22 protein-coding genes and 1 tRNA gene are annotated in these 25,032 nt (G+C 65.3%); 12 read left to right on the top strand and 11 right to left on the bottom strand.

All coding sequences use genetic code 11. From position 1 onward, the window contains the following. The first annotated feature begins 23 nt into the window (after nucleotides 1-23). The 5 genes from ACAX61_RS02250 (at nucleotide 24) to ACAX61_RS02230 (ending at nucleotide 2,342) form a co-directional block, all read left to right on the top strand. Nucleotides 24-668, top strand: a complete 645-nt coding sequence (locus ACAX61_RS02250) for a ComF family protein (protein ID WP_370713201.1) — start codon at nucleotides 24-26, stop codon at nucleotides 666-668. A 32-nt stretch (nucleotides 669-700) separates the two neighbouring features. Continuing rightward, entirely contained in the window at nucleotides 701-958 is a 258-nt protein-coding gene (gene grxC / locus ACAX61_RS02245) for a glutaredoxin 3 (RefSeq protein ID WP_370713200.1), read from the top strand. After that, nucleotides 955-1,782, top strand: coding sequence for a carbon-nitrogen hydrolase family protein (locus ACAX61_RS02240; RefSeq protein ID WP_370713199.1), 828 nt, complete (start codon nucleotides 955-957; stop codon nucleotides 1,780-1,782). Before grxC ends, ACAX61_RS02240 begins: the two co-directional genes overlap by 4 nt. Then, nucleotides 1,779-2,231, top strand: a complete 453-nt coding sequence (locus tag ACAX61_RS02235) for a DUF1178 family protein (protein ID WP_370713198.1) — start codon at nucleotides 1,779-1,781, stop codon at nucleotides 2,229-2,231. Before ACAX61_RS02240 ends, ACAX61_RS02235 begins: the two co-directional genes overlap by 4 nt. Nucleotides 2,232-2,265: 34 nt before the next feature. Then, nucleotides 2,266-2,342: transfer RNA gene (locus tag ACAX61_RS02230), tRNA-Arg, on the top strand. 83 nt (nucleotides 2,343-2,425) lie between these two features. Here ACAX61_RS02230 and ACAX61_RS02225 read toward each other — a convergent pair. Both ACAX61_RS02225 and ACAX61_RS02220 read right to left on the bottom strand, forming a co-directional pair. Continuing rightward, a complete protein-coding gene (locus ACAX61_RS02225; RefSeq protein ID WP_370713197.1) occupies nucleotides 2,426-3,424 on the bottom strand; it encodes a phytase in 999 nt (332 codons plus the stop codon). After that, a complete protein-coding gene (locus ACAX61_RS02220) occupies nucleotides 3,424-6,240 on the bottom strand; it encodes a TonB-dependent receptor (protein ID WP_370713196.1) in 2,817 nt (938 codons plus the stop codon). The genes ACAX61_RS02225 and ACAX61_RS02220 overlap by 1 nt, the downstream gene beginning before the upstream one ends. Nucleotides 6,241-6,448: 208 nt before the next feature. On the opposite strand from ACAX61_RS02220, the gene ACAX61_RS02215 reads away from it, so the two are divergent. Continuing rightward, on the top strand, nucleotides 6,449-8,359 hold the full coding sequence (locus ACAX61_RS02215; protein ID WP_370713195.1) for a BCCT family transporter: 1,911 nt from the start codon (nucleotides 6,449-6,451) through the stop codon (nucleotides 8,357-8,359). A gap of 125 nt (nucleotides 8,360-8,484) precedes the next feature. On the opposite strand, the gene ACAX61_RS02210 is transcribed toward ACAX61_RS02215, so the two are convergent. Both ACAX61_RS02210 and ACAX61_RS02205 read right to left on the bottom strand, forming a co-directional pair. Continuing rightward, entirely contained in the window at nucleotides 8,485-9,057 is a 573-nt protein-coding gene (locus ACAX61_RS02210; protein WP_370713194.1) for a hypothetical protein, read from the bottom strand. After that, nucleotides 9,044-9,925, bottom strand: a complete 882-nt coding sequence (locus tag ACAX61_RS02205; RefSeq protein WP_370713193.1) for a manganese catalase family protein — start codon at nucleotides 9,923-9,925, stop codon at nucleotides 9,044-9,046. Before ACAX61_RS02205 ends, ACAX61_RS02210 begins: the two co-directional genes overlap by 14 nt. Nucleotides 9,926-10,308: 383 nt before the next feature. Here ACAX61_RS02205 and ACAX61_RS02200 point away from each other — a divergent pair, with 383 nt between their 5' ends. The 3 genes from ACAX61_RS02200 to ACAX61_RS02190 are packed head-to-tail and all read left to right on the top strand — an operon-like array spanning nucleotide 10,309 to nucleotide 14,941. Continuing rightward, the gene (locus tag ACAX61_RS02200) at nucleotides 10,309-13,815 is read left to right on the top strand and encodes a CheR family methyltransferase (protein WP_370713192.1); all 3,507 of its coding nucleotides are present in this window, start codon (nucleotides 10,309-10,311) and stop codon (nucleotides 13,813-13,815) included. After that, entirely contained in the window at nucleotides 13,812-14,219 is a 408-nt protein-coding gene (locus tag ACAX61_RS02195) for a response regulator (RefSeq protein ID WP_370713191.1), read from the top strand. Before ACAX61_RS02200 ends, ACAX61_RS02195 begins: the two co-directional genes overlap by 4 nt. After that, nucleotides 14,216-14,941, top strand: a complete 726-nt coding sequence (locus tag ACAX61_RS02190; RefSeq protein WP_370713190.1) for a Crp/Fnr family transcriptional regulator — start codon at nucleotides 14,216-14,218, stop codon at nucleotides 14,939-14,941. Before ACAX61_RS02195 ends, ACAX61_RS02190 begins: the two co-directional genes overlap by 4 nt. Nucleotides 14,942-14,981: 40 nt before the next feature. Here ACAX61_RS02190 and ACAX61_RS02185 read toward each other — a convergent pair whose 3' ends face one another. From ACAX61_RS02185 to ACAX61_RS02155, 7 genes are read right to left on the bottom strand one after another with little or no spacing between them, the layout of a single operon-like run. Beyond that, on the bottom strand, nucleotides 14,982-15,986 hold the full coding sequence (locus tag ACAX61_RS02185) for an NAD-dependent epimerase/dehydratase family protein (protein ID WP_370713189.1): 1,005 nt from the start codon (nucleotides 15,984-15,986) through the stop codon (nucleotides 14,982-14,984). 17 nt (nucleotides 15,987-16,003) lie between these two features. Beyond that, nucleotides 16,004-17,095, bottom strand: coding sequence for a CgeB family protein (locus ACAX61_RS02180; protein WP_370713188.1), 1,092 nt, complete (start codon nucleotides 17,093-17,095; stop codon nucleotides 16,004-16,006). Next, nucleotides 17,092-18,180, bottom strand: a complete 1,089-nt coding sequence (locus tag ACAX61_RS02175) for a CgeB family protein (protein ID WP_370713187.1) — start codon at nucleotides 18,178-18,180, stop codon at nucleotides 17,092-17,094. The genes ACAX61_RS02180 and ACAX61_RS02175 overlap by 4 nt, the downstream gene beginning before the upstream one ends. Beyond that, nucleotides 18,177-19,283, bottom strand: coding sequence for a CgeB family protein (locus tag ACAX61_RS02170; protein WP_370713186.1), 1,107 nt, complete (start codon nucleotides 19,281-19,283; stop codon nucleotides 18,177-18,179). Before ACAX61_RS02170 ends, ACAX61_RS02175 begins: the two co-directional genes overlap by 4 nt. Next, nucleotides 19,280-20,362, bottom strand: coding sequence for a glycosyltransferase family 4 protein (locus ACAX61_RS02165; protein WP_370713185.1), 1,083 nt, complete (start codon nucleotides 20,360-20,362; stop codon nucleotides 19,280-19,282). The genes ACAX61_RS02170 and ACAX61_RS02165 overlap by 4 nt, the downstream gene beginning before the upstream one ends. A gap of 11 nt (nucleotides 20,363-20,373) precedes the next feature. Next, the gene (locus ACAX61_RS02160) at nucleotides 20,374-21,426 is read right to left on the bottom strand and encodes an SDR family NAD(P)-dependent oxidoreductase (protein ID WP_370713184.1); all 1,053 of its coding nucleotides are present in this window, start codon (nucleotides 21,424-21,426) and stop codon (nucleotides 20,374-20,376) included. After that, nucleotides 21,423-22,538, bottom strand: a complete 1,116-nt coding sequence (locus ACAX61_RS02155; protein ID WP_370713183.1) for an NAD-dependent epimerase/dehydratase family protein — start codon at nucleotides 22,536-22,538, stop codon at nucleotides 21,423-21,425. Before ACAX61_RS02155 ends, ACAX61_RS02160 begins: the two co-directional genes overlap by 4 nt. A 184-nt stretch (nucleotides 22,539-22,722) precedes the next feature. On the opposite strand from ACAX61_RS02155, the gene ACAX61_RS02150 reads away from it, so the two are divergent. From ACAX61_RS02150 to ACAX61_RS02140, 3 genes are read left to right on the top strand one after another with little or no spacing between them, the layout of a single operon-like run. Continuing rightward, the gene (locus ACAX61_RS02150; protein ID WP_370713182.1) at nucleotides 22,723-23,316 is read left to right on the top strand and encodes a histidine phosphatase family protein; all 594 of its coding nucleotides are present in this window, start codon (nucleotides 22,723-22,725) and stop codon (nucleotides 23,314-23,316) included. Beyond that, complete coding sequence (locus tag ACAX61_RS02145; RefSeq protein WP_370713181.1) at nucleotides 23,313-24,110, top strand: TIGR04290 family methyltransferase; 798 nt, start codon at nucleotides 23,313-23,315, stop codon at nucleotides 24,108-24,110. Before ACAX61_RS02150 ends, ACAX61_RS02145 begins: the two co-directional genes overlap by 4 nt. Next, nucleotides 24,107-25,024: a glycoside hydrolase 5 family protein gene (locus tag ACAX61_RS02140; protein WP_370713180.1), complete on the top strand. Its 918-nt coding sequence runs from the start codon at nucleotides 24,107-24,109 to the stop codon at nucleotides 25,022-25,024. The genes ACAX61_RS02145 and ACAX61_RS02140 overlap by 4 nt, the downstream gene beginning before the upstream one ends. Nucleotides 25,025-25,032: the final 8 nt, after the last annotated feature.

The following is a 25,032-nucleotide window of genomic DNA, read 5'->3' as shown; positions in this document are numbered from 1 at the left end:
CAAAGCCGCCGCACAAGGGGCGGGTGAGGGGGATCGTCCACAGGATCGGCACGGCACTGGTCGATTTCGCGCTGCCGCCGCGCTGCCCGGCATGCGCCACCGTAACCGGGGAAATGCACCGTTTCTGTGCCGATTGCTGGCGACGGCTGGAGTTTTTGCCGAGCGAGGATGGGGCGGTGCGCGCCGCAGTCGGTTATGGCGACGTCGCCCGCGCGGTGCTGCTGAAACTCAAATATGCGCGCCGCCTGGGCCATGCCGAACCTGTCGCGGCGGCGATGCTGCGCCTGTTGCCGGGCGATGCCGCGCTGTTGGTGCCGGTGCCGCTGGCGCGTGGGCGATTATGGTCGCGCGGCTATAATCAGGCCGGGCTGATCGCATCGGCGCTGTCGCGGCGTAGCAGAGTCGCGGTCGCGCATGACGTTCTGATGCGGACGCGAAAGACGCCTGTGTTGAAGGGGCTTGGCCCCGAAGCACGCCGCCGCGCGGTTGCGGGCGCCTTTGCCGCAACGGGTGCAGAGCGGCTGCGGGGGCGGCATGTCGTGTTGATCGACGATGTGTTCACGACCGGCGCGACCAGTCATGCCTGCGCCGCCGCGTTGCGCGATGCCGGGGCGGACCGCGTGACGATTCTCGCCTTTGCGCGCGTGATCGTCGGCGATGCCGATTGACAAGCGGCCCGGCACTTTCCACGTCCTGTCACATGGCAAAAGTTGAAATCTATACCAAGGCATGGTGCCCATACTGCACGCGCGCAAAGCGGCTGCTGACCGAAAAGGGCGCAGAGTTTGTGGAACATGACATCACCATGGGCGGCCCCCAGCGCGCCGAGATGATCGATCGCGCCAACGGGCGGACGACCGTGCCTCAGGTCTTTATCGACGACCGGCATATCGGCGGGTCCGACGATCTGGCGGCGCTGGAGGCGCAGGGGCGGCTGGACGCGCTTCTGAACCCGTGAAAATCGCGCTGCTGCAAATGACCGGTGGGCTGGAGCCTGCCGACAATGCCGCGACGGTGGTTGATGCGGTGGCACAGGCCGGACGGGGCGGGGCAGCGATGCTGTTCACGCCCGAAATGTCCAACCTGATCGACCGCGACCGGGCGCGCTCAGCCGGCAAGATCGTCGCCGAACGCGACGACCCCGTGCTTCAGGCGGCTGCTCAGGCGGCCTATGAACATGGGGTGTGGGTCCATCTGGGATCGCTGGCGGTGCGGCGGCCGGATGGCCGTTTCGCCAACCGCACCATCCTGATCGACAATCACGGCGCGGTCTGCGCGCGATATGACAAGATGCATATGTTCGACGTCGATGTCGGCGCGGGCAATCGCTGGCAGGAATCGGCAGCCTATGCAGCGGGCGATCGTGCGGTTGTTGCCGATTCGCCGCTGGGGCCGTTGGGTTTTTCGATCTGTTACGACTTGCGATTTCCCGCACTGTATCAGGCGCTGAGCGCGGCGGGCGCGCAGGTTCTGACGGTGCCGGCCGCCTTTACCCGTCCGACGGGGGAGGCGCATTGGGAAACGCTGCTGCGCGCGCGCGCCATCGAAAATGCCAGCTTCGTAATCGCCGCCGCGCAGACCGGCGACCATGATGACGGCCGCCAGACCCATGGCCGGTCGATGGTGGTCGACCCATGGGGATCGGTGCTGCTGGACATGGGCGTGGGAGAAGGTGTCGATTTCGCAGCGCTGAAGCCGGATGCCGTCGCGGCGGCGCGGGCGCGAATTCCGGTGCTGGATCACCGGCGCGACATTCCTGCTGTCGAACGGGTAGGCGCATGATCGTTTTCGACCTGCGCTGTACGGGCGGCCATGTGTTCGAGGCATGGTTCGGCTCCTCCGGCGCTTATGAAACGCAGCGCGCCGACGGGCTGATCGAATGCCCGCTTTGCGGTGACCACCAGATCGAAAAGGCGGTGATGGCACCCAATGTCGCGCCCAAGGGTAATCGCAGCGACAGCAGCGTCCCGGCTCGATCAACACCCCCATCGCCCGAAGCGGTAAAGGCCGCTTTGGCGGCGCTCGCCCAAGCGCAGGGCAAGGCGTTGGAAAATTCGCAATGGGTAGGTATCACCTTTGCTGAGAAGGCCCGCGCCATGCATCTGGGGGACGCGCCCGAACAGGCCATTCACGGCCAGGCGACGCTCGCCGATGCAAAGGCGCTGATCGACGACGGCATACCCATCGCGCCGCTGCCATTCCCCGTCGTCCCGCCAGAGACGCGCAATTGATTATTGCGCGGTGCTGCCATAGGGCATCCCACGGGCCTTGGTAGCTCAGCAGGACAGAGCAACGGTTTCCTAAACCGCAGGTCGGGGGTTCGAGTCCCTCCCAGGGCACCATCACAGACTGAAAACTTTCGTAGAATAAGTCCTGAAATCCGCGGTGAATGCCTTTTGGCTGTCGCCAACCGAGAGGCCCTGGATCAAAGCCCCAGCGCTGCCTTCACATCGTCCCACGCCATAAGCTTGAAGTTCTGCGCTGCCGGCGCATTGTCGCCGTCCTGGGCCACCATCAGGCCGCCGGGGAAAGCGGGGCCGAAATCGCCCAGCGCCACTTCGATTCCGTCAGTCTCGCTGGTGGCGCCATAGCGGCCTGCCACGACGCGGAACCGACCGGCAGGTGCGAAGTCGGGCAGTCGAAAGAGTTGGTAGGCGTTGTCACCCTGACTGGACGCGACCAACCAACCGCCGTCCGCCCCGACAGGTGCGATCGCCAGCCCCTCGACATCGGCGACGAGCAGGCGGCCATCGACCTTCGCGACCGGAGCCGGTGCCGTATCGCCGCCCGGTTTCGCATCGAAGCGCCAGATGCCCACATTCTCTTCGCCCACGAACAGCGTCGCGGTGCGATCGTCGACGACGCAGCCCTCTGACTGAGTGGCCAGCTTCATCGTGCGTACGGTCTGGCCGGTATCAAGATCGACCTGGCGGATCGTTCCGTCCTTGATAACGACGAAGGCATAGAGGCGGGTGCCGATGATGCCCATGCACAGGCCATAAGCCTCACCCACACCGGCCTGGCGCTGGCCCGCATGGGTCAGCTTGCCGGTCGTGCCGTCCAGCGTGAACAGTACGACGCGCGCATTGGCAAGGTCGCTACGGTCCGATGCGGCGACGACGATGCGTCCGCCATGCTCCCGCAGGTCGACATTGTTGACGAGGCCCGCGCGCACGAAATCGCGCTGCCTGCCGTCGAGGCCATAAACCCACAGCCCCGATTTCTTGTCGGTGGCGACGATCAGGCTGGCCGACGGGTTCGCAGCATTGCGCCAGATCGCGGGATCGTCGGCGGCGTCGGCCCGGCTGGTGCCGACCGGCACGGTTTCCCCGCGCGCAGTGACGCTTTCGGCAAGTGTCGTCGGCGCGGGCGGCGTGGTCGCGCAACCGGCGAGCAGCAACGCGGCGAGGGGCGCGACGCGCATCAGAAGTTCACCCGCGCGCCAAACTTCAGCGTGTAGGAATATTCCTCATACTGAAGCAGGCGGCGCGAAACGGGGCCGTTCTGATAGGCGACATATTTTGCGTTGTTGATATTCACCCACTCGCCGAAAAGCTGGACGTTCTTTGTCAGGCGGAACCGCGCGCTGGCATCGAGCTGGAAGTGATCACGGACATAACGGTCCTCCTCCGCAATCGCATTGACTTCATCCAGATATTTGTCGCGGTACGTCCCGGCAAGGCGAATGCTGACCGGCCCCTTTTCATATCCCAGTACGCCGTTGATCGTGTGACGCGACGCGGCTGGCAGGGGGATGTCGCGCAGTCCGCCGGAATCACCGTCAAACGTCTGACCGTCGGCGTCGGTGAAGGTGTAGTTCATGCTGGCGATCAGGCCGCTGAGCGCACCGGGCAGCATCGTGAAGCTTTGGGCATAGCCAAGCTCCACGCCCTTGATCTTCGCCTTGCCGCTGTTGAGCGGAATATCGGCCTCGGTAAAGGCGATGCCGCGATAGATGCCGTCATAGGGGGCGTCGCCCTCTTCAAACGTGACGGTGACGATATAATCCTTGATGTCCTTGTAGAACACGCCCGCCGACAGGACGCTGGACTTGGCGAAATACCATTCGGCACCGGCATCGAAATTCCAGGCACGATAGGGCTTGAGATCGGGGTTGCCGAAGGCGCCCTCCAGATCGTCGCCGTCGCGTTCGATGGCAAAGCGGGGCGCAAGCTGGCCGATGCCGGGGCGCACCAGGCTCTTGAACGCGCCCGCGCGCAGGATCAGGTCGTTGCCCACTTCGTACCGCGCGACCGCACTGGGAAGCCAGTCGGTATAGCTGCGGCGGATGACGTTCGGGGTGGCGGTCACCACTTCCTCGTCACCGTCGAGCGTGACGGTATTGCCCTCGATGATGTTTTCGGTCGCCTCCATTCGCAGGCCGCCGATCAGGCGCAGCGGTCCGGCCTGAAGCCGACCGAGCAGATAGGCCGAATAAATATCCTCGTCGACGCGGTAATCTTCGGCAAGGCCCGCAAATTCACTGTCGACCGTAGCCAGTTCGAAGGCGCCGGAATTGCGGTCGAGAAAGTCGCGCTCACCCCGTTTGTCGACGACGGGGCCAAGGTCGTCCAGGCGATAGGTCTGCGGTCCGAGTACGTCGGCCAGCGTGAAGTCGCCGTCAAACCCGTCGAACGTGTCGACATTCAGGTCGTAGCGCTTGTTGCGCCACCGGCCCTTTACGCCGCCCTGCACCTCAAAGCTGCCGCCGTCGAACGCAAAGCTGCGGGCAAGGTCAAGACGTGCGCTCCATTCCCTGTCGGTCGAATCGCTGAGCGTGGTGCGGTCGAAGCTTTCGAACTCGAACTCTTCCGGGTCGGAAAACGCTGCCGCATCCGCGCCGCCGACCGTGAAGCGAGGCAGCAGATAGTTCGAATAGTCGAAGCCAACGGTCAGGTCGTCGCCTTCCTCTCCTTCGAAATCGCGGCGGAAGACGATGGGATCGATCGACCCGCGCTCCAACTCCTGCGCGCGGCTGAACGCGGCCGAATAGAGGACGCGCCATGGCCCCGTTTCAGTCGTGCCGCCCACGGTATAGGACTGGATCGTCTGAACCTCGAACCGGTCCTTCAGGTCACGCTCGACGCGGATGCGCCCATCGGCGGCGTCGAACGACGCGCCTGTCGCGGTCGAGGCGGCGGGATCCTCGTCCAGTTCGATCACCAGCCGGCGGCGATCTTCCTGGTCGGAAAAGCGGTTATAGACGCCGCGGGCATAGAGCGTGGTCGTCGGGCTGGGCTTGAAATCAAACGAGAGCGAGCCGCCGGTGCGCAGGCGCCGCACGTCATAGTCGCGATACTCGACGCTGTCGGCAAAGCCGTTGCCGGCATCGTCGCTGCCCCAGCCGTCCATTTCGATATTGTCGGTCTCGAACTTGCGCAGGTAATAGCTGGCGCCGCCGGAAATACCGAAATTGTCGGTGATCCGCGTTGAAAAGTTGACGCTGCCCTTGGGCGTCACCTGTCCGACATAGTCGTTGTACGAACCCTCGAGCGAGCCGGCCAGTAGCGGCTTCACCCGGTCGAAGGCGCTGGTCGTCTTGATCTCGACCGACGCACCGATCGTGTCCGCATCCATGTCGGGGGTCAGCGACTTTTTGATCTCGATCGATTCGACCAACTCGCTGGCCACCACGTCCAGGGCAACGCTACGCGTATCTGCTTCGGGCGCGGGCACGCGCACGCCGTTCAGGCTTGCGGCATTGAGGCTGGGGTCAAGGCCGCGAACGGCAACAAAGCGGCCTTCGCCCTGATCGTTGAGGACGTTGACGCCGACCGCGCGGCGCACGGATTCGGCGACGTTCTGGTCGGGGAACTGGCCGATCGAGTCGCGCGTGAGCACGCTTTCCACACCATCGGCGGCGCGCTGGCGGCTGATCGAGCTGGCGAGGTTGGCGCGCTGACCAGTGACGAGGATGTCGCCAGGCTGCCCCACCGACACTTCGATGGACAGGTCGCCGGTTGCATCGACGGTGATGGCCTGCTCGACCGGATCGATCCCGGCATAGGTGACGCGCAGCGTGTAGCTGCCCGCAGGAACCCCCGGAAAGCGGAAGCGGCCGTCGCGATCGGCCTCGGCCTTGCGCGACAGCTCGACGATCGTGATCTCGGCCCCCTCCAGCGTGCGGGTGGCCGAAGCGTCGGTCACGCGACCGACGACCTGAGCGGCCAGCGCCGGCATCGGCAAGGTGACGAAAGCGGCACCCAGCAACAGGCGCACGCGTGAGCGTGTCGAGATCATATGCCCCCCATTGGACGATTGACCGATCGTCGGCCGTTGCAGGGCCAGTGGCGCGGGATCGTTGCGACAACGCGTCGTATCCGGGACAGCCTGACTACGCTTACAAGTCCGTTCGATGACGAGAGAGAGGGGCAGGGGGGGCGGGCGCTCAAGCGCAGTCCCGGCAGACCCGGTGGGCTTTGCGGCCGATCCCGGTTAAGCTCAGCTCATGACGTCTACTCGACTGAACCCGCCCGTTTTCTGGGGAGCCAGTGGCGTGATCGTGGCGATGCTCGCTGCAACGCTGATAAGGCCGGGCGCCGCCGATACCATGTTCAAGGGCGCGCAGAATTGGGCGATCGACACCTTCGGATGGTTCTACATCGCCTCGGTCGCGGTGTTCCTTGTCGCGGTGTTGATCCTGGGCTTCGGGCCGGCTGGCAAGCTCAAGCTTGGACCGGACGATGCCGAACCGGACTTTCCCTATCTGTCCTGGCTGGCAATGCTGTTCGCGGCGGGCATGGGCATCGGCCTGATGTATTTCGCGGTCGCCGAGCCGATCCAGCATTACATCGCTCCCCCCGGGGCGCAGCCCGGAACGATCCTCGCCGCGCGTGAGGCGATGGCGATCACCTTCCACCATTACGGCGTTCATGCTTGGGCCATCTATGCGCTTGTTGGCATCAGCCTTGCCTATTTTGCCTATCGCAAGGGCTTGCCGCTGACGATGCGGTCGGGCCTGTCGCCGATCCTCGGCAAGCGGATCGATGGTCGGATCGGCGACGCGATCGACGTTTTCGCGGTTTGCGGCACGGTGTTCGGCGTCGCCACCTCACTCGGCTTCGGCGTGTCGCAGATGACCGCCGGCCTCAGCTATAATTACGGCCTGCCCGACACGACGGTGGTGAAGCTGATCGTCATCGCACTGGTCATGGGCGCGGCGACATTGTCGGTGCTGAGCGGCGCTGACAAGGGCATCCGTCGCCTGTCGGAGCTGAACCTTGGCGTCGCTGTTCTCCTCATGCTGTTCGTGATGGCAGTCGGTCCGACGCTGTTCCTTCTGCGCGCGCTGATCCAGAATTTCGGGCTCTATCTCGACCATTTCGTGATGCGAACCTTCACGCTCTACGCCTATGAGCCGCGGGCGTGGATGGCCGACTGGACGCTGTTCTACTGGGCTTGGTGGATCGCATGGTCGCCGTTCGTCGGCATGTTCATCGCGCGCATTTCGCGCGGGCGGACGATCCGAGAGTTCGTCATCGGTGTCCTGTTCGTCCCGACTGCGTTCACTTTTCTGTGGATGACGGTTTTCGGCAACACCGCGATTTGGCTGGATCTGGGCGCGGCGGGGGGCGGAATTGGGGAGGCGGTGCAGGCCAACCTCTCGACCGCATTGTTCAAGTTCCTCGAATATCTACCCGGTGCCGGCTTCACCTCCGCACTCGCGATCCTGCTGGTCGCGGTGTTCTTTATCACGTCCGCCGACTCCGGCTCGCTGGTCATTGACACACTTGCGTCGGGCGGCGCGGACGAAACGCCGCGCTGGCAGCGCATTTACTGGTGCGTGCTGCTTGGCCTCACGGCGGCATTGCTGCTGGTGGCGGGCGGTTTGGGGGCGTTGCAGGCCGCGACCCTGCTTGCGGCGCTGCCCTTCAGCTTCATCATGCTGCTGCTCGCCTTCGGCCTGATCCGGCAGACCAACGCCGACCTTGCCGGCATCGCACTTGATGACGGGGCGCCGGCGATTGGCGAGCAGCTGAAGCGCCTGTTCGTTCCCACCAGCCGGGCGCAAATGCAGCGCCAACTTGTCGATGTCGCGCTACCGGCGCTGCGATCGGTCTGTACCGCGATGGTCGAGCAGGGCTGGGCCGACAGTCATGTCGATAGCGACGAGGACGGCGCCGCGCTCACGATCAGGCTGTGCGACGATCAGGTGCTGATCTACCGGATTGCGATCCGTTCGCGTCCACTGGTGGCCTATACCGCGCGCGAGGCGGCGGAGAGCCGCCGCAGCATCACCTGGACCCTCTCGGCGCAAACCGACGGCGTCACAGGCCAGCGCGACCTTTCCGGCTTTTCGTCCGAACAGATCGCCGGAGACGTGCTCAGACAGATCGAACGCTGGCGGGCGCGTTCATGACCTTGCCTTCGGAATCCGCGTGTTCGGCCTCGGTCGTGGAGCCCTGAAGGGTGAGCTAGGCCCAGGGCCGACCAGATGCATAGCTGGCCCGGCGCGCTTCGTTCGGCGCGCGCCGGGCCAGCTGGTCAATAGCTACCGGGCGGATCGCTTGCGGGGAAGGATTCGTCCGATGCCTGATCGACGCGAGTCCATTCCCGGCGAACAGGATCGCGCATATGTTCGGGACCAGCCCCGCGCACGACCGGCTGCTCGTCCGGTTCGAACGATGGTTCCGCCCGGCGTTTGCGGGAAACGCCCAGCGCGAAGCCCGCAGCGGCGGCCGCGATCAGCCAGCGCCACGAGATGCCCGACCGCTGCTCCGGCGGGGCGGGGCGGTGGCTTTTGGCTTGCGTTCCCTGAGCCTCCACATGGGCGACGCCCGACGTGTCGACCACGTCCAGGCCGCCGCTGCGGCGGGCATAGCCGTCCGTTTCCGCTTCCTGCCCGCCGGTTCGCTCACCGCGCATGCCGCCATTGGCGGGCGCCTGCTTGGCCTGGGGGTCGGACGAGCTTTCCAGCAGCGTGGCGACCGGTCCGGTTTCGTTCTCGCGGTTCATGAATGGCCGCGCGGTTGACGCAGGCGCGCCGGTGTCATCGTCGTTGATGTATATCGCATTGCCATGCTCCTGTTGTTCGGGATGGTGATCAGGAGATCGCATCCTCGATCGCGTCAGCGGCGCGTCCCAGAACGCCCTTGCCGCCGGTCATCTGCTGCGACTGGGCGCCGCCGCCGGGGCGGGGCGGGGCGAGGGTCGGCTCGCCGCCCAGCGGCTCCATCGGGCGCTGCGTATATTCCGATTTGCCGTCGAGCGATGGTCCCTGCGACCACCGTCCCCCCGGTGGCGGCGATCCGTCGCGGTTGAAGCCCAACTGGACATAAGCGAATTCGCCCGCCTCATTTTCCTGGGGAAAGCTGTTGGGGATCGGCAGATTGCCTTCCAGCCCGCCCAGTTCCTCGATCACCGCCATGAACTGCTGCTGGTGATAGGTGTCGCGCGCGATCAGATAGGACAGCATGTCCTTCATGCCGGGATCGTCGGTCATGTTGTACAGCTTGGTCGCCAGCATTCGCCCGGTGCTTTCGGCGGTGACATTGGCCATCATGTCGGCGGCCAGATTGCCGCTGGCATAGACATGGCTGCAATCGAACGGCACCCCATTGGCATCGGTCGGCATGGCGGCGAGACCGGTCGACAGCACATGGCGCATGTCCATGCCGTTCAACACCGATCCGCCAGCCGCATCGGCAGCGACGTCTTCCTTCATCGACAGCGGCGCGTTTTCGAGATTGAGCGCCACGGCGGTCGCCAGCATTTCGATATGAGCGATTTCCTCCGTCGCGGTGTTGAGCAACAGATCGCGATACTTGGCCGGGCCGCGGGCCCCCCATGCCTGGAAGAAATATTGCAGGCAGACGCGTATCTCGCCTTCTATTCCACCGATCGCCTGTTGCAGCGCGCGGGCGAAACGGGGGTCCGGACGCTCGACGCGGACCGGATACCGAAGCAGTCGGTCTGTGTAATACATAAGGATCTCCCTCGAAACATGCGTCACAGTCGTGCTTGGTCACGGCGTTGTTGCTGTTGCCGGCCGATTGTTCGCCAAGTGCCCCGCACCGGATAGGCACGACGGTGATCGCTGCCGGCGGCGCTGATGGTCAGTGATGGGGATCGGGCGAACGCATGGGCTTCCTCCTCACCGCCTGGGGCATGAACCGAGCAGCCATCATGTCGTTGCCAACAAATGCGAAAACGCCAGAATAACAATGTGATCGGTGTTAGAGCGCCGCGTCTGCAGGCTGGATAAGCACTACGGTAATGATCGACGTTGATTGCTTCGAAGGGGTTTTGCCTGAGCAATCTGCGTGCGATGCACGTTTAGATGCAAACACACAGGGCAGCGCAGCGAAAATGACCAAGGCCACGCCCGAACCCGCATATCGCGCGATTGTCGCTATCGCAGCGTCCGTCAGTTCGCTTTCGGCGTTGCGCGCGCTGGTCGCAACACTTGACGATGCTCAGGTCGCCTATCTCGTCTGCGTCGGCCAGACGTTCGACACGCCCGCCGATCTGGTGAGCGATCTGGCGGCCGCGACCGACCTTCAGGTGCTGCGCGCCGATGGCCGCTTTCCGGAGGCTGGAACGATCCAGGTCATTCCGGGCGACCGGCTGGCGACGCTGACGGGAAGCGGCGTGGAACTGACCGCCCTGCCACCCGGCGCGGGGGAGCGGGGGCGGATCGACACGCTGCTGGTCAGCGTCGCACGGCTGGGCGGTCGCCGTGCCGTCGCGGTGATCCTTGAAGGCATCCTGACCGAAGGCGCGCTGGGCCTGGCCGAGATAAGGCAGCATGACGGGCTGGCCATTGTCCAGCAGAGCGAAACGGCGGCACAGCAGCGCGATCTGGGACGCGCCGCGCCCGCTCTGGCCGATTATGTGCTGCCGGTGGACGCCATTGCAGCCTGCGTGGCCCGGTTCGTCGCGGCCGCCGACGCCGCGGTTCCGGCCGATCGCGGCGCGATAGCCGATCTAAGCCGGATCAGTACGATCCTGCAGGGGCGGACCGGCCACGATTTCCACGGATACAAGCTGGCGACGTTCCAGCGCCGGGTCGAACGCCGGATGCAGGTGACGGGGCATGATCAGCGATCGGCCTATGTCGAATATCTGCGTCAATCACCGGAGGAAACCCAGCGTCTGTTCGACGACCTGCTGATCGGCGTCACCGCTTTTTTCCGCGATCCGGGCGAATTCATCTATCTTGAGCGGCACATCATCCCCCGGTTGTACGAAAAGCTGGGGGAGCCGGCACAGATCCGCATCTGGGTGCTGGGCTGTTCGACGGGCGAGGAAGCCTATTCCATCGCCATGCTGCTGAAGGAACATGCGGCCGCGATGGGCATCAAGCCCAAGATCCAGATCTTCGCGACCGACATCGACAACCGTGCGCTCGCCCATGCGCGTGCGGGGCGGTATACCGAGGCGGTCACGGCCAGCCTGTCGCCCGAAAGGCTGGCGCGTTGGTTCGTGAAGGAAGGCGGCACCTATCTGGTCGTCGACGAACTGCGCGAATGCTGCATCTTTTCGCAGCATAGCGTTGTCAGGGACGCGCCCTTTTCACGCATCGATCTGGTTTCGTGCCGTAACCTGCTGATCTATATGGATCGGGAGACGCAGGACCGGGTCGTGCCGATGTTCCATTTCACGCTCAACCCCGGCGGCTATCTGTTTCTGGGCACGTCGGAAACCGTGTCGCGCCATGCCCGGCTGTTCGCCCCGCTGGACCGGCGCTCGCGGATTTATCAGCGCCGCGACACGATGCGGGCGCGCGACGCCATGCTGGCCATCGCCCAACAGGTGGATCGCGGGCCGGCCACCGCAAATGCGATCGCCGAGGAGCCGGTGGCTTCGTTGTCCAACCGGGTGCAGCGCGTTATTGAACGGCACGCCCCCGTCCATGCCGTGATCGACCGCAATTATGAAGTGCTGCATTTCTCAGGCGGGATGGGGCCGTATCTGGATCCGGTCAGCGGGGCGGCGACGCTGAATTTCCTGACGCTGGTAACCCGCGATCTGCGGCTGGACATACGGGCGCTGCTTCAGCGCGTGAACGCAAGCTTGAAACCCGAAACGTCGCGTCCCGTGCGGCTGGTGACGGGCGACACGGAACGCTGGGTGACGATCGCGGTCGAACCGCTGCCCGGCGCCGAACCCGCGCCCGACGCCTTCATCGTCCTGTTCCGCGCCGACCATGGCGAGCGAGAGGAACGCGTCGAGCGTGACGAAGGGCAGCCGCATTCCGGCGCAGACATCCGCGATCTGGAAGACGAACTGCACTCCACCCGCGAGCGGCTTCAGGCGACGATCGAGGAACTGGAAAGCACGAACGAGGAGCTGAAATCCTCTTTGGAGGAATATCAGTCGCTGCATGAGGAAATGCAGTCGGCGAACGAGGAGCTGGAAACCTCCAAAGAGGAATTGCAGTCGGTCAATGAGGAGCTTCAGACCGTCAACGGGGAGTTGGCGAACCGGGTAAGCGAACTGGGTCGCGCCAATTCGGACCTGTCGAACCTGCTGGAATCGACCCAGATCGCGACGATCTTTCTCGACCTGGACCTGAAGGTCAAACTGTTCACCCCCGCCGTCCGTGACCTGTTCCCGTTGCTGGAACAGGATGTCGGGCGGCCCATCGAACATATCGCCACCCATATCCGCTATCCCGACATGCGCCGCGATTGCCTGCGCGTATTGCAGACGCTGGGTTCGGTCGAGCATGAGGTGGAGGCACCGGCCAGCGCCACCCGCTATCTGGCGCGGGTGCTACCCTATCGCAGCAGCGACAATTTCATTGCCGGCGTGGTGCTGACCTTTTCCGACATTACAGAGGCGACCCGCGCCGAACAGGCGCTGCGCGCGTCGGAGGAGCGGTTCCGCAACCTGGCGCGATCGGTCGACCTGTTTCTGTTCATCGGCAAGCGCGAACTCGACTGGAGCTACATCAATCCGCGCTTCCTCGACTATACCGGCATGAACGAGGAAGCGGCGCTTGGCGAAGGCTGGCTGGACGCAATCCACGCCGATGACGTCGCGCTGCTGCGCGAAACCTGGGTGCCGGGCAAGCTGGATCCCGTCGAGATCAAGTTCCGGTTTCGCGGCGCCGACGGCAGTTATCGCTGGTTCCTGTGCCGCGCGGTGCCGACCATCGACGAAGAGGGCAATCACCGCTGGTACGGCGCCTGCACCGACATTCACGCCGCGCATGAGGGGGAGGAGCGGCTGCGATTCCTGATGGCGGAGTTGCAGCACCGGGTCCGCAACATCCTGGCCGTAGTCCGCTCGATCTTCATGCGGACGGCGGATACCTCGCGCAACGCGGACGATCTGAAGGCGCATTTCGAGGGGCGGCTGGATGCGCTGGCCCGCACGCAGAGCACATTGGTCCGCACACCCGTCAGCGGCGTCGACCTTGAGGAAGTCGTCAGCGGCGAATTGATGAGCCATGGCGGCCCCGATGGACAGCGCATCCGGATAAAGGGGCCGCGCATCCGCCTGCGCGCCGTCGCGGCGGAGGCATTCGGGTTGCTGGTCCATGAACTGGTGACCAATGCGGCGAAATATGGCGCGCTGGCGATGACCAGTGGCGAAGTGCAGGTGCAATGGCGCACCTTTGACGAAGGGCAGGGGCCGCATCTGGTCTGGGAATGGGTGGAAGCCGGTGTGCCCGTCGTCGATCCCGCGCCGCCGCGTTCAGGCTTTGGCCGTGAGTTGATCGAACAGGGACTGCCCTATCAACTTGGTGGAAACTCGACGATCGAGTTCCGGCCGGGAGGAATTCGCTGTCGAATTGAACTACCGCTGTCCGACCGCGTTACGGTTGAGCGGGAACCCGATACCGGGCTGGAGGAGTTGCTGACATGAATGCGTCGTCCGACGCGCCGCTTGCAGGCCAGTCGATCCTCGTCGTCGAGGACGCCTACCTGATTGCGGCCGATGTCGGAAGAACGCTGAAGCGCGCCGGAGCGCTGGTTGTCGGTCCGGTGGCGTACATACAGCAGGCGCTGGACGCCATCCAATCCGCTGCGATCGACGCGGCGGTGCTGGACGTGAATCTGGATGGGGTGCTTTCATTTCCGGTTGCGACCGAACTGGAAAGGCGCTCGATCCCATATCTGTTTACCACCGGTTATGAGCATTGGTCGCTACCCGACCGCTGGCGCCGGGTCATCCGCATCGACAAGCCATTCAGTCAGAGCGACCTGGTCGGGGCGCTGGGCCGCATGCTCGGCCCGGTCGTCGTGCCAAAGGACGGAGAAGCAAATTGAAGATCGTCGAACTTGCACGCCCCGTTCATCACGCGCCCGACAACCCGGTGCTGGAACGATTGCGAAGGATGGGCGGGCTGTCCGCCGAGGATATCGATGCGTTTCAGCGGTCGCTGTATCCGCCCCGCCGACTGGCGCCGCGCGCCACGATGATGGCGGAGCTGCGATTCCCGACCGTCCAGCGCGCGTTGATCAGCGGGTGGGCCGGGCGCGTGCGTATCCTGTCGGACGGACGGCGGCAGCTGATCGAACTGTTCATCCCGGGGGATATCGTTCAGGTCGCGTCCTCCACCGCCGCGGCATCGCCGAACGATCTGGTCGTCGCGCTGACCGAAGTGGCGTCATGCGCCATCGAACCCACCATCTGGGATGAGGCGCCGTTCCAGCAGCTTGGCCGCCGGTTGGACTGGATGGCGACGGCGCTGCTTCGCAATCAGGTCATGCGGCTGGGGCGCCAGTCCGCCTATGAGCGGCTGGGCCATTTGCTGCTCGAACTGCGGGAGCGTCAGGCAGCCGCGGGCGGCGATGTGCGTAACGTGATCGCCATGCCGCTGACGCAGGAAATGCTGGGCGAAACGCTGGGGCTGACGACGGTTCACCTGAACCGGACGATGCAGCAGCTTCGCCGAGAGATGATGGTGCGCTCCACCCGGCTGGGTATGGAACTGCCGGATCCGGAGACGCTGGCGCGCGTGACCGATTACCAGCCGATCGAGGGGTAAGGCGAACGGGCGGACGCCAGCTGCGCCCGCCCGCCCGACCTTATTCGGCGGCGATGCCCATGGCGGTAGTGCCGTCGGCGAGCCGGGCGCCGCGAAACCAGTCGACCGTGCGGGCAATGCCGGTTTCGGCCGCGGTCACCGGGTTCCAGCCCAGCAATTGCTGTGCGCGGGTGATGTCGGGCCGGCGGCGCAGCGGGTCGTCCTGCGGCAATGATTGAAACAGGATCTTGGGCTCGACCCCGATAACCCTGGCGATCGTCGCCACGATTTCCAGAACCGTCCGTTCGTCCGGGTTGCCCAGATTGACCGGACCGTCGCCCGCCTGCTCCGATTCCATCAGCCGGATCAGTCCGTCGACCATGTCGTCGACATAGCAAAGGCTGCGCGTCTGCGTGCCCGCGCCATAGACGGTGATCGCATCACCCCCAAGCATCTGGGTTATCACATTCGAAATGATGCGCCCGTCATCAGCCTGCATGTGCGGGCCATAGGTGTTGAAGATGCGCGCCACGCGAACGTCGGCGCGCTTCAGCCGACCGAAATCGAACGACAGCGTTTCGGCCGCGCGCTTCCCCTCGTCATAGCAGGCGCGCGGGCCGGTGCAGTTGACGCGCCCGCGATATGCCTCCACCTGCGGATGCTGTTCGGGGTCGCCGTAAACCTCGCTGGTCGAGGTCAGCAGGAACCGCGCGCCCGCGGTCTCCGCCAGCCGGAGCAGCTGGTCGGTGCCGACGACATTGGTCATCATCGTATGTTCGGGGTCCGCCTGATAGCGCGGCGGCGACGCGGCGCATGCCAGGTTCCAGATATTCGTGACGGCGGCGGTGCGACGCGTCACGGTGGCGGGCAGTGGGGCGGAGATGTCGGCCTGTACGAATTCGAACCCCGCCCGGTCGCGCAGCGTTTCGAGGTTGCCGGGCCATGCGCTTTGCAGATTGTCGACGCACAACACCCGGTCCCCGCGATCCAAAAGGGTGCGGCACAGGTGCGACCCGATGAAGCCGGCACCGCCAGCGATCAGGTGAAAGGGTTGGGCGTTCGGCATTGTCAGTGGTGCTCCGGTCACGCCGTCAGGGCGATATTGGGGGCCGGCTGCGTGCCCGTGGAGGGGCGGCGCAGTTCGGCAAGCAGGGCTTCGAGTTCGGCGGCGCGGTGGGCGGCGGTGTGGCGGGCCAGAACGGCGCGGCGCGCGGCGGCGCCCAGCGGCGCGGCATCGCGGGCGATGGCGGCGATCACATCGTCGGTCGTGTCGACCAGCGCGATTTCGGCGGGCGGGCGCAGCACATCCTCAATCCCCGGCCAGCGGTCTGACAGAATGGCGGTGCCGCACGCGCCGGCTTCAAACAGGCGGACCGAGGGGGACCATCCCGCCGCGCGCATGTCGTCGCGCGTGACGTTCAGCGTATAGCGCGACGCCGAATAGAAATCGGCATGTTGCTCTGGCGGCAGATGGTCGATCCGCTCGACATTGGATGGCCACTCGATCTCCACGGGATATTGCGGTCCCGCCACGGCAAAGCGCCGGTCGGGCATCCGCCGCGCTACCTGGATCAGCAGCCGGTCCAGCGTGGGTTGCCGGTCGGGGCTGTAGGTTCCCAGATAGGACAGGTCCCACCGCTTGAGCGCGCCGGTCGGGCGATACCGTGCGGCATCGACTGCGCAATACAGCGCCTCTGCCCGCTGCGCCCCATGTTCGCGCTCCAGCCGGGTCAGGGTCGGCCCGCCGGTGAAGGACAAATAAAGGTCGAAACCGGCGATGGTGTCGGGGTCGAGATATTCGTGGTCCCCCCGGCCCAGCTTGGCCAGCGTGACCGGCGTGTCGATGTCGTAAAAGGCAGTCACCCCGCCCGCCTGGCGCTGAACCCAGTGTGCGACGGCGACGCCGTCGGGGACATAGGAGCCGACGATCACCGCATCGGCAGCGTGCACCATGGGCGCAAAGGCGTCGAGCTGATCCAGCCCGTCATACAGGTCGAACGCGCAGAAATCGGGCGCGGGCAGGTCGCGATGCGCGGCATACCATGGCATGTCGCGCTCCAGAAAATGCACCGCATGGCCGCGTGCCGCCATGCCGCGAAGCAACGCGCGCCAGGTCGTGGCATGGCCATTGCCCCATGCCGAACTGAGGCTCAGGCCCAGGACGACGATCTTCATGCCGCCACCCGCCGCGCCGCGGCCATTTCACTCAGCACCGCGTCGACCAGCTCTCCTCGCTGGGTATAGCTGTGTTCACCCCGCACCCGCGCCAGCGCCGCGCGGCCAATGTCGTGCGCGCGCTGTGGCGTAAGTGCCTCCAGCAACTCGGCGACATCGCGACCGTCACGCGCCACCAGCACTTCCTCATCCGGTTTCAGGAACAGCTCGATCCCCTCCCACGCATCGGTGATCAGACAGGCGGCGGCCCCGGCGGCTTCGAATACGCGCGTGGCGGGGGAAAAGCCGTTGGCCGCCATCGCATCGCGCGCAACGTTCAGCACCGCCAGCGGCGTGGCGTTGAAGGCATTGTGGTCGCGCGTCGACACATGGCCCAGCCGCGTTACATTGTCGGGCATCGGAGCATGGTCCCATCCGGCGCCGCCCAGCATATAGCGGCGATCCGGCGTGCGCCGTGCCGCGTCGAACAGGAATTCCGCGACCCGCGCATCGCGGTCGGGCAGCCGGTTACCCAGAAATCCCAGGTCGCAGACAAAGCGTGGGTCTGGTTCGACCGGGAAATGGCTGTCCGGGTCCAGCGCGTTATAAACCGGCACGCACCGTGTCGCGCCAAAGCCGCGATAGGCAGCGATCACCGGCTCCCCACCGCCATAGGTGAACACCGCGTCCAGCCGGGGCAGGGCGGCGCGCACCGGATGATCGTCGGCCCGCCGCATTTCGGCCAGCGTTTCGGCCGCGTCGACATCCCAGAAGATCCGCAGTGCGTCACGGCGGCTTTCGCTCAGGATGCCGGCCAGCAATTCAGCGTCGAACACGCCGACGCCATTTGCCTTCACCACGACATCGGCGTCGCCCGCTTCGGCAAGGACCGATTGCAGCCCCTGCTGCGTCGCCGGATAGACGACCGATCGCAGCCATTCGGGCGGGTCGATGTCGCGATGCTGTTGCCGGTCAAAGGCGTCGGGTTCGTAAAAGGTGATGGCATGGCCGCGCCGCGCCAGATCGTTCAGGATGCCGCGATAATAGGTCGCGGCGCCGTTCCAATAAGCGGACAGGATGCTGGAGCCGTAAAAGGCAATCTTCATGCGGCACTCCTTTCGGGGGTGTCGAGTTGGCGGGCGATGTCCATCAATTCGCCCGCGCGGTGGCCGCAGCTGTGCCGCGCGGCGATGCGCTCCAGCCCCGACGCGACCAGCGCGTTGCGCAGATCGGCGTCGTCGCGAATTGCGATCAGGTGGCGGCGCATCTCTTCGCCGTCGCGTGCCATCAGGAAATCCTGACCGATGCGGAACAGCCCTTCGCAATCGTCCCAGGGCGCGCTGACCAGCGGGATGCCGCAGGCCAGCGCCTCGAACACGCGGATCGTAGGGATGCCGGGCAGCGCCTCGACATAATGGCGGCGCGGGACGTGGACGGTGGCCAGATGGCGGGCGAAGACCTCTGGCGCGCGGGCATTGGGCAACCATCCGCGATAGCGCACACCGTAACGGTCGAGCATCGCCAGCGCTTCGGCGGGATAGCGCACGCCGTGAATGTCGAGCGGCAATTCCGATTCCTGTGCGGGGCGCAGCAGGAAGGATTCAAGCTCTGCCGTCCGCTCGCCGTCCCCCCAATTGCCGATCCACACCAGACCGCTTCGTTCGGCGGACCCGGCCGGGGGGTGGAACAGCCGGGTATCGGCGGCCTCATGCCAGACCCAGATTTGATCGTCCCAGCCCCAGCGACGATAGACCGCCGCCAGCGCTTCGCCAAAGGCCAGCACCCCGTCAAAGCCCGACAGGTCATAGGCACGCATGGCTTCCGGCTCGCTGACGGCGCGGTGGTGGGTGTCGTGGAACAACAGGCGAAAGCCGCCGCCGCGCTTGCGCCGCTCGCCCATCGCCTTGACCAGCGCGTGGTCGTTCCATTCATGGACGATGACAAGATCGGCCTGAGCGGCCCGGTCCACGGCTTGCTCGATCCCGACATATCGGGTTGCGGCCAGTTCGGGATAGGCGCGACGAAAGGGCGCGATGCCGGCTTCGCCATGATCCGCGACTAGATTGGCACGGCTCCAGCTATCTTCAGGCTCCAGAATTTCCACCTGATGGCCCAGCGCCATCAGCGCCCGGAAAACGCCGCGCAGGAAATGCGCGTTGCCATGGTTCCAGCAGCTCTCAAGGCTGTGCGTGAGATAGGCGATCCTCATGCCGCGGCCCGCCTTGCGCTGTCGGCCATCAGCCGGTTGAAGATCCGGTCCATGTCGCGCGCGGCGGCGCTGCATCGATACTGGCGGGCATGGTCGAGCGCCGCTTCGCCCATCGCGTGGCGGCGGGCGGGGTTGCCGATCAGCCCCTCGATCGCCTGACGAAAGCCGCTTGCGTCTTCCGCATCGACAAAGACCGCCACACCGTCCCACAGCTCGCGAAAGGTGGGGATGTCGGACAGCACCAGCGCGCAACCCGATTGCGCCGCCTCGAGCACCGACAGACCAAAGGGTTCGAACCGGGCGGCGGAAACGAATACCGGACGCGGCGCGCGCCATGTCGCCAGCGCATCGCCCGACAACTGGCCCAGCGGATGAATATGCCGGATGGCGGCGCGTTCGCCATGCGGACCGACCAGCGCGCCCGCCGCGTGAAATGGGACGGCCAGCTGTCCGGCGGCGATGTCCAGCGTGTCGATATTCTTCGCACGGTCCCACAGCCGCCCGACGGTCAGCACATAATCCTGTAACGCCGGATGTTCGGGCGCGGTGGGCGCGTCACGGCCATTGCAGACCACCGCCGGATTTTGATCCAGCGCGTAATGGCTGGCGACCATCCGGGCATAGCTGTGACTGGGCGCCACCACCGCGTCGGCGCGGGTCAGTCCCTGCCGCATCAGCCGGGCATGCCATTGATATTGGGGCGCCAGCGGATCGCCGCGCGCGCCCGCCCACCATGTCGCGACACAGCCATGCGTGACTGCCACCGTCGGCACCGTGAACCGCTCCCCTGCGGCCAGTGTCGGCATGTTCAGCTGAACCACGTCGCACCCCTGGGCAGCGGCCAGGGTGGCAATGCCGTCGGCGGCGCGAAGCACCGGTGCGGCCCCCTGTTCCAGCCAGTCGAGTGGCAGGTCGGTGACGTGCAGTTCCAGATTGGGCAGCGCGCTTGCCGCCGCACGCTGGTCGCGGTCGGGCGCCGGGCCGAGCGTCGCCAGCGTGACGTTCCACCCCAGCGGGCCCAGCGCGCGCGACAGGTCGATCGCATATTGCCATACGCCCCCGACCGCGTCGGCCGTCATCAGCAAATGCCTCACAGCGCCTGCACCGGTCGAAGGGGCGGCCGCTGGCTCTGTTCAAAGCTACGTACCAGATCGTCCAGCGCATGACGCCAGTGGCGTGGCGGGGCGAGGCCGAGGGCCGCACGCGCGGCACGGCTGTCCGACACGTACCACCGCTGATCGCCCGACCGCCAATCGGCGCGGTCCACATTCAATGGACGCCCGGTCATCTCCTCCAGCGAGTCCAGCACGGTGCGAAGGCTGACGGCATTGGCGGACCCGCCACCCAGATTGAAGGCGCGCCCCGAAACCGTGTCGATCCGGTCGAGTGCCGCGACATAGGCATCGACGCAATCGCGCACGTCCAGCAGATCGCGGACCTGCCAGCCGTCGCCGAACAGGGTGATCGGATCGCCCGCTGCCGCGCGGCGCGCGAAATGCGCGACCCATCCCTGATCCTCACTGCCGGTCTGCCGCTCGCCAAAGATGCAGCTCATGCGAAAGACCAGCGTGCGCAGCCCGAAGCTGTGCGCGTAATCGAGGACATATTGGTCGGCCGCCCCCTTTGAGCAGCCATAGGGCGATTTGAAGTCCAGCGGCGTTGCTTCTCCGACACCGCGTGTGCGCGTGTCGTCATCAACGGGGGCATAGCCATCCTCGCCCAGTGCCAGTTCGACCGTGTCGAGATTGCCGTAGACCTTGTTTGTCGATGCCAGGACCATCGGTGGCCGGTGGGTGCTGGCACGGATCAGTTCGAGGATGCCGATCGTGCCCGTCAGGTTGACGGCGAAATCCGCGAGCGGTTCGACCAGACTGGTCGTCACTGCGACCTGAGCCGCCAGATGTACCACCGCATCGGCCCGGCTGACCGCGTCGGCCAGCGCGTCATGTTCCAGAATGTCGGCAATGACGACTTCGACCGAAGCCGCGTGGCGCTGCGCCAGCCAGCGGGCATTCGCCTCGGTCCCAGGGCGTACCAGCGAGTCATAGACGATCACCCGGTCGCCCTGTTGCGCCAGCCGGTCGGCCAGATTGCAACCGATGAAGCCCGCGCCCCCGGTCACCAGCACGCGACGCCCGCTCACGAAACCAGCCCGCGTGCTTCGAGTTCGGCGCGCGCCGTCGCCACGCGGTCGGTCGCGCGCTGTTCGGACACCCATTGGGCAAGGCGCTGGACCCCGGCGCCGAAATCCTCCTGCGCCTCGAACCCGATAATCTCGCGCGCCAGCCGCGTGTCGCAGAAGCAGTGGCGGATGTCGCCGATCCGCCCCTTGCTGACGATTTCGGGTGACAGTTCCGCGCGCCCCAGCGCGGTCGCCAGCGTCTCTGCAATCTCACGCACCGAACGATCCGTGCCGGAGCCGATGTTCAGCGTATGTCCCGCTGCGCCGGGCACCGTCAGCGCATCGCAAAAGGCCCGTGCGACATCGTCGACATGCACGAAATCGCGCCGCTGCTCGCCATCCTCGAAGATCATCGGCCGCTCGCCGTTCATCAATCGCGAGGCAAAGATCGCCAGCACACCGGTATAGGGGTTCGACAGTGCCTGACCCGGGCCATAGACGTTGAACAGGCGCAGGCAGACCCCCTCATAGCCATAGGCCTGGGCCATGATGTGCGTCTGGCGTTCCTGCACATATTTGCCGAGCGCATAGATGGATTCGAGCGAGGGGCGCTTGCTTTCCGGCGTGGCGACGGGGATCAGCGGGCGGCCCTGATCGTCCAGCGGGTTCCATTCGCGCTGTTGGTCGCGGACGGCGATGCGCCGCGCATCCTCGACCGGGTTGCCGTCGGCGTCGCGGTATAGCCCTTCGCCGTAAATGCTCATCGACGATGCGGTGACGACACGGCGAATGGGGCGGCCGATCAGCTTTTCGAACAGGATCGCACTGCCCAGTTCGTTGACGGCGGTATAGCGCTCCACCTCGTACATCGACTGGCCGACGCCGACCTCTGCTGCCAGGTGGATGACCGAATCGATACCGTCCAGCGCGCGTTCGACCGCATCGGGATCGCGCACATCGCCCGCCACGCATTCGGCCATTCCCGTCAGTTCGGCGGGCCAGCCGCTGCCGCCATGCACCTGCTCGACCAGCGCATCCAGCACACGGACGCGGTGACCCTGATCGACCAGTCGCGCAATCACCGCGCGGCCAATGAAACCAGCTCCGCCAGTTACAAGAACGGTTTCCGACATCGGCATTAACCCCCGTATATTATCAATGTTAAAGAAACCATCGCCAAATAGGACAATCTAACTGACGGGCATCATCTTGGTTCCTCAACAAGAAGAAGCTCACGGAACAAAAGAAGCGCTGGCAGCTTTGTAGATGCTGACTTCGCCACAGTGCTTTATTATATTTGTTATAGAGGAATATTAATTGGCGTGTGATATTCTGCTGATACGTCATGCCAGACATGCCGATCTTGGGGTTGTGCTTTCCGGACGTGGAGCGTGCGCGGGGTTGGTGGACGAGGGGCGGGCAGATGCAGACCGGCTTGCGGATCGGCTGGCCGGCCGCTCGTTCGATCGGGTTGAAACCAGTCCCGTCGGGCGCGCACAGGAAACCGCAGCGCGGATCGCGGCCCCGCACCAGTTGCCGGTTCAGACCGTCGATGCGCTGGACGAGATCGATTTCGGCGACTGGACCGGGCGCCGCTTCGACGAACTGAGCGCCGATCCTGCGTGGCACGAATGGAACCGTGCTCGTGCAGAGGGGGCGTCACCGGGCGGGGAGACGATGCGCCGCGTACAGGCGCGCGTTCTGGACCATATCGAACGCGTCGCGCGGTCAGGCGCCATCGGAAGCGTGGCAATGGTCACGCATGGCGACGTCATCCGCGCGGCGGTTGCCGGGGTGCTGGGCCTCAGCCTGGACCATATTCACCGTTATGCCGTCGATCCGGCTTCGGTGACGCATATCCGCCACGACGGATCGCCCGTTCTGATCACGTTGAACGAGGTGACGGCATGAGCGCCGCCGCCCAACGCGCCGACGATCTGCGGGCACAGGTCGCGGCGCTGCATCCGTGGTTCCAGAATATCGATCTGGGCCACGGGGTTTCGACTGCGCCGGACCATTTTCTGGGCGATTATCCCGCCTTCAAATTCGCGCGCTTTGCCGATGCGGTGCCGGGCGACCTGAGCGGGCTGACAGTGCTGGATATCGGCTGCAATGCCGGCTTCTATTCGGTCGAAATGGCGCGGCGCGGGGCTGAGCGGGTGGTCGGAATCGACAGCGACCCGCATTATCTGGCGCAGGCGCGGTTCGTCGCCGACCGGCTGGGCTTCGACAGGATCGAGTATCGCCGGATGTCGGTCTATGACGTGGCGGCACTGGGCGAGCGGTTCGACTTGGTGGTGTTCATGGGGGTGCTGTACCACCTGCGCCATCCGTTGCTGGCGCTCGACCTGATCCGCGAACATGTGGCGGGCGACCGGATGCTTTTCCAGACGATGCAGCAGGGGACGGCGCCGCCGTTCGATCCGCCGCGCGACCACCCGTTCCACCTGCCGGGCACCTATGACCCGCCCGGCTATTTCGATGCGCCGGGCTATCCGCGCCTCCATTTCATCGAACACAGCTTTGCCGGGGATCCGACCAACTGGTGGGCGCCAAATCCGGCGGGCACGCAGGCAATGCTGCGCGCTGCGGGCTTTTCGATCGAGGCCAATCCCGAACCCGAAGTCTATCTGTGCCGCACCGCCCCCGTGCCGTGCGCCAGCTTTCAGGATGCAGCCGTCTATCCGGCGAGGAGGGGTGAATGATCGAAGCCGCGATGATCTGGAACGAGCCCAACAACAAGTCGCACTGGGACCCGCTGCTCGACCCCGAATGGACGCATTATGCCGATCTGGTGACGCGCACGGGCGGGGCGATCGCCGCCGTCAATCCCGATGTGCTGCGCGTGCTGGGCGGCATGTCGCCGATCGACCCGCACTGGCTGGGCCGGATGCGCGAGCTGGGGGCGCTGGACCATGTCGATGTGGTTGCGGTGCATGGCTTTCCGCTCGACTGGAATCTGTGGCCGATCCACGCCTGGCCCGACAAGTTAGCTGAGATTGAGGCGGCGGTGCCCGACAAGCCCGTCTGGGTGACGGAGGTCGGTGCCGGATCGTTCGGCGCGGATGAGGTGCAGCTGTTCGGCCTGAAGCGCACGGCGGAGTTGCTGATCGGGCGGGCGCCGCGCATCTATTGGTATTCGCTCTACGACCTGCCGATGGAATGGGGCGCGACCACCCGCCACCGTGAGGCGGAGGGGTCCAGCTATTACCGGCATTTCCACATGGGCCTGATCCGCGCCGACGGCACACCAAAGCCCGCTTTGGACGCCTATGCGCGGGTCGCGGACCGGATGGGGCTGATGCAATGGTTTCATTTCCACGATCCCCGGCTGGACGATGCGGTCGCGTGGATGAAGCGGTTGGGAGTTCGTCAGCTGCGAACGGGCCTCAGCTGGGCGGACAGCTTTCGTGAAGGCGCGCTGGACTGGTTCGACCGACAGATGGACGCGCTGGCCGATTTCGACGTCACCGTGACCTTTTGCTTCACCCCCGAACATCTGGGGGTTGAGCCGCATCACACGTCGCGTGCGCACGATCCGCAGGCGTTCGCCGATTTCTGTGCGGCCATGATCGACCGCTACGCTCCGGCCCGCGCGCAAGCCGCGGCCGCCGAATGAGGGAGGTT

It is taken from the genome of Sphingomonas sp. IW22, assembly GCF_041321155.1.
Taxonomy (GTDB): domain Bacteria; phylum Pseudomonadota; class Alphaproteobacteria; order Sphingomonadales; family Sphingomonadaceae; genus Sphingomonas.
Note: the sequence above shows the minus strand (reverse complement) of the source record. Positions and strands in the feature narration are given on the sequence as shown.

Coding starts and splice junctions, on each gene's coding strand:
- ACAX61_RS02205 (WP_370713193.1), bottom strand. CDS start 9,925: ATGTATTACACAGACCGACTGCTTCGGTATCCGGTCCGCGTCGAGCGT.
- ACAX61_RS02145 (WP_370713181.1), top strand. CDS start 23,313: ATGAGCGCCGCCGCCCAACGCGCCGACGATCTGCGGGCACAGGTCGCG.
- ACAX61_RS02185 (WP_370713189.1), bottom strand. CDS start 15,986: ATGCCGAACGCCCAACCCTTTCACCTGATCGCTGGCGGTGCCGGCTTC.
- grxC (WP_370713200.1), top strand. CDS start 701: ATGGCAAAAGTTGAAATCTATACCAAGGCATGGTGCCCATACTGCACG.
- ACAX61_RS02200 (WP_370713192.1), top strand. CDS start 10,309: ATGACCAAGGCCACGCCCGAACCCGCATATCGCGCGATTGTCGCTATC.
- ACAX61_RS02155 (WP_370713183.1), bottom strand. CDS start 22,538: ATGTCGGAAACCGTTCTTGTAACTGGCGGAGCTGGTTTCATTGGCCGC.
- ACAX61_RS02220 (WP_370713196.1), bottom strand. CDS start 6,240: ATGATCTCGACACGCTCACGCGTGCGCCTGTTGCTGGGTGCCGCTTTC.
- ACAX61_RS02140 (WP_370713180.1), top strand. CDS start 24,107: ATGATCGAAGCCGCGATGATCTGGAACGAGCCCAACAACAAGTCGCAC.
- ACAX61_RS02215 (WP_370713195.1), top strand. CDS start 6,449: ATGACGTCTACTCGACTGAACCCGCCCGTTTTCTGGGGAGCCAGTGGC.
- ACAX61_RS02195 (WP_370713191.1), top strand. CDS start 13,812: ATGAATGCGTCGTCCGACGCGCCGCTTGCAGGCCAGTCGATCCTCGTC.
- ACAX61_RS02225 (WP_370713197.1), bottom strand. CDS start 3,424: ATGCGCGTCGCGCCCCTCGCCGCGTTGCTGCTCGCCGGTTGCGCGACC.
- ACAX61_RS02210 (WP_370713194.1), bottom strand. CDS start 9,057: ATGCGATCTCCTGATCACCATCCCGAACAACAGGAGCATGGCAATGCG.
- ACAX61_RS02165 (WP_370713185.1), bottom strand. CDS start 20,362: ATGACGGCCGACGCGGTCGGGGGCGTATGGCAATATGCGATCGACCTG.
- ACAX61_RS02170 (WP_370713186.1), bottom strand. CDS start 19,283: ATGAGGATCGCCTATCTCACGCACAGCCTTGAGAGCTGCTGGAACCAT.
- ACAX61_RS02175 (WP_370713187.1), bottom strand. CDS start 18,180: ATGAAGATTGCCTTTTACGGCTCCAGCATCCTGTCCGCTTATTGGAAC.
- ACAX61_RS02235 (WP_370713198.1), top strand. CDS start 1,779: ATGATCGTTTTCGACCTGCGCTGTACGGGCGGCCATGTGTTCGAGGCA.
- ACAX61_RS02180 (WP_370713188.1), bottom strand. CDS start 17,095: ATGAAGATCGTCGTCCTGGGCCTGAGCCTCAGTTCGGCATGGGGCAAT.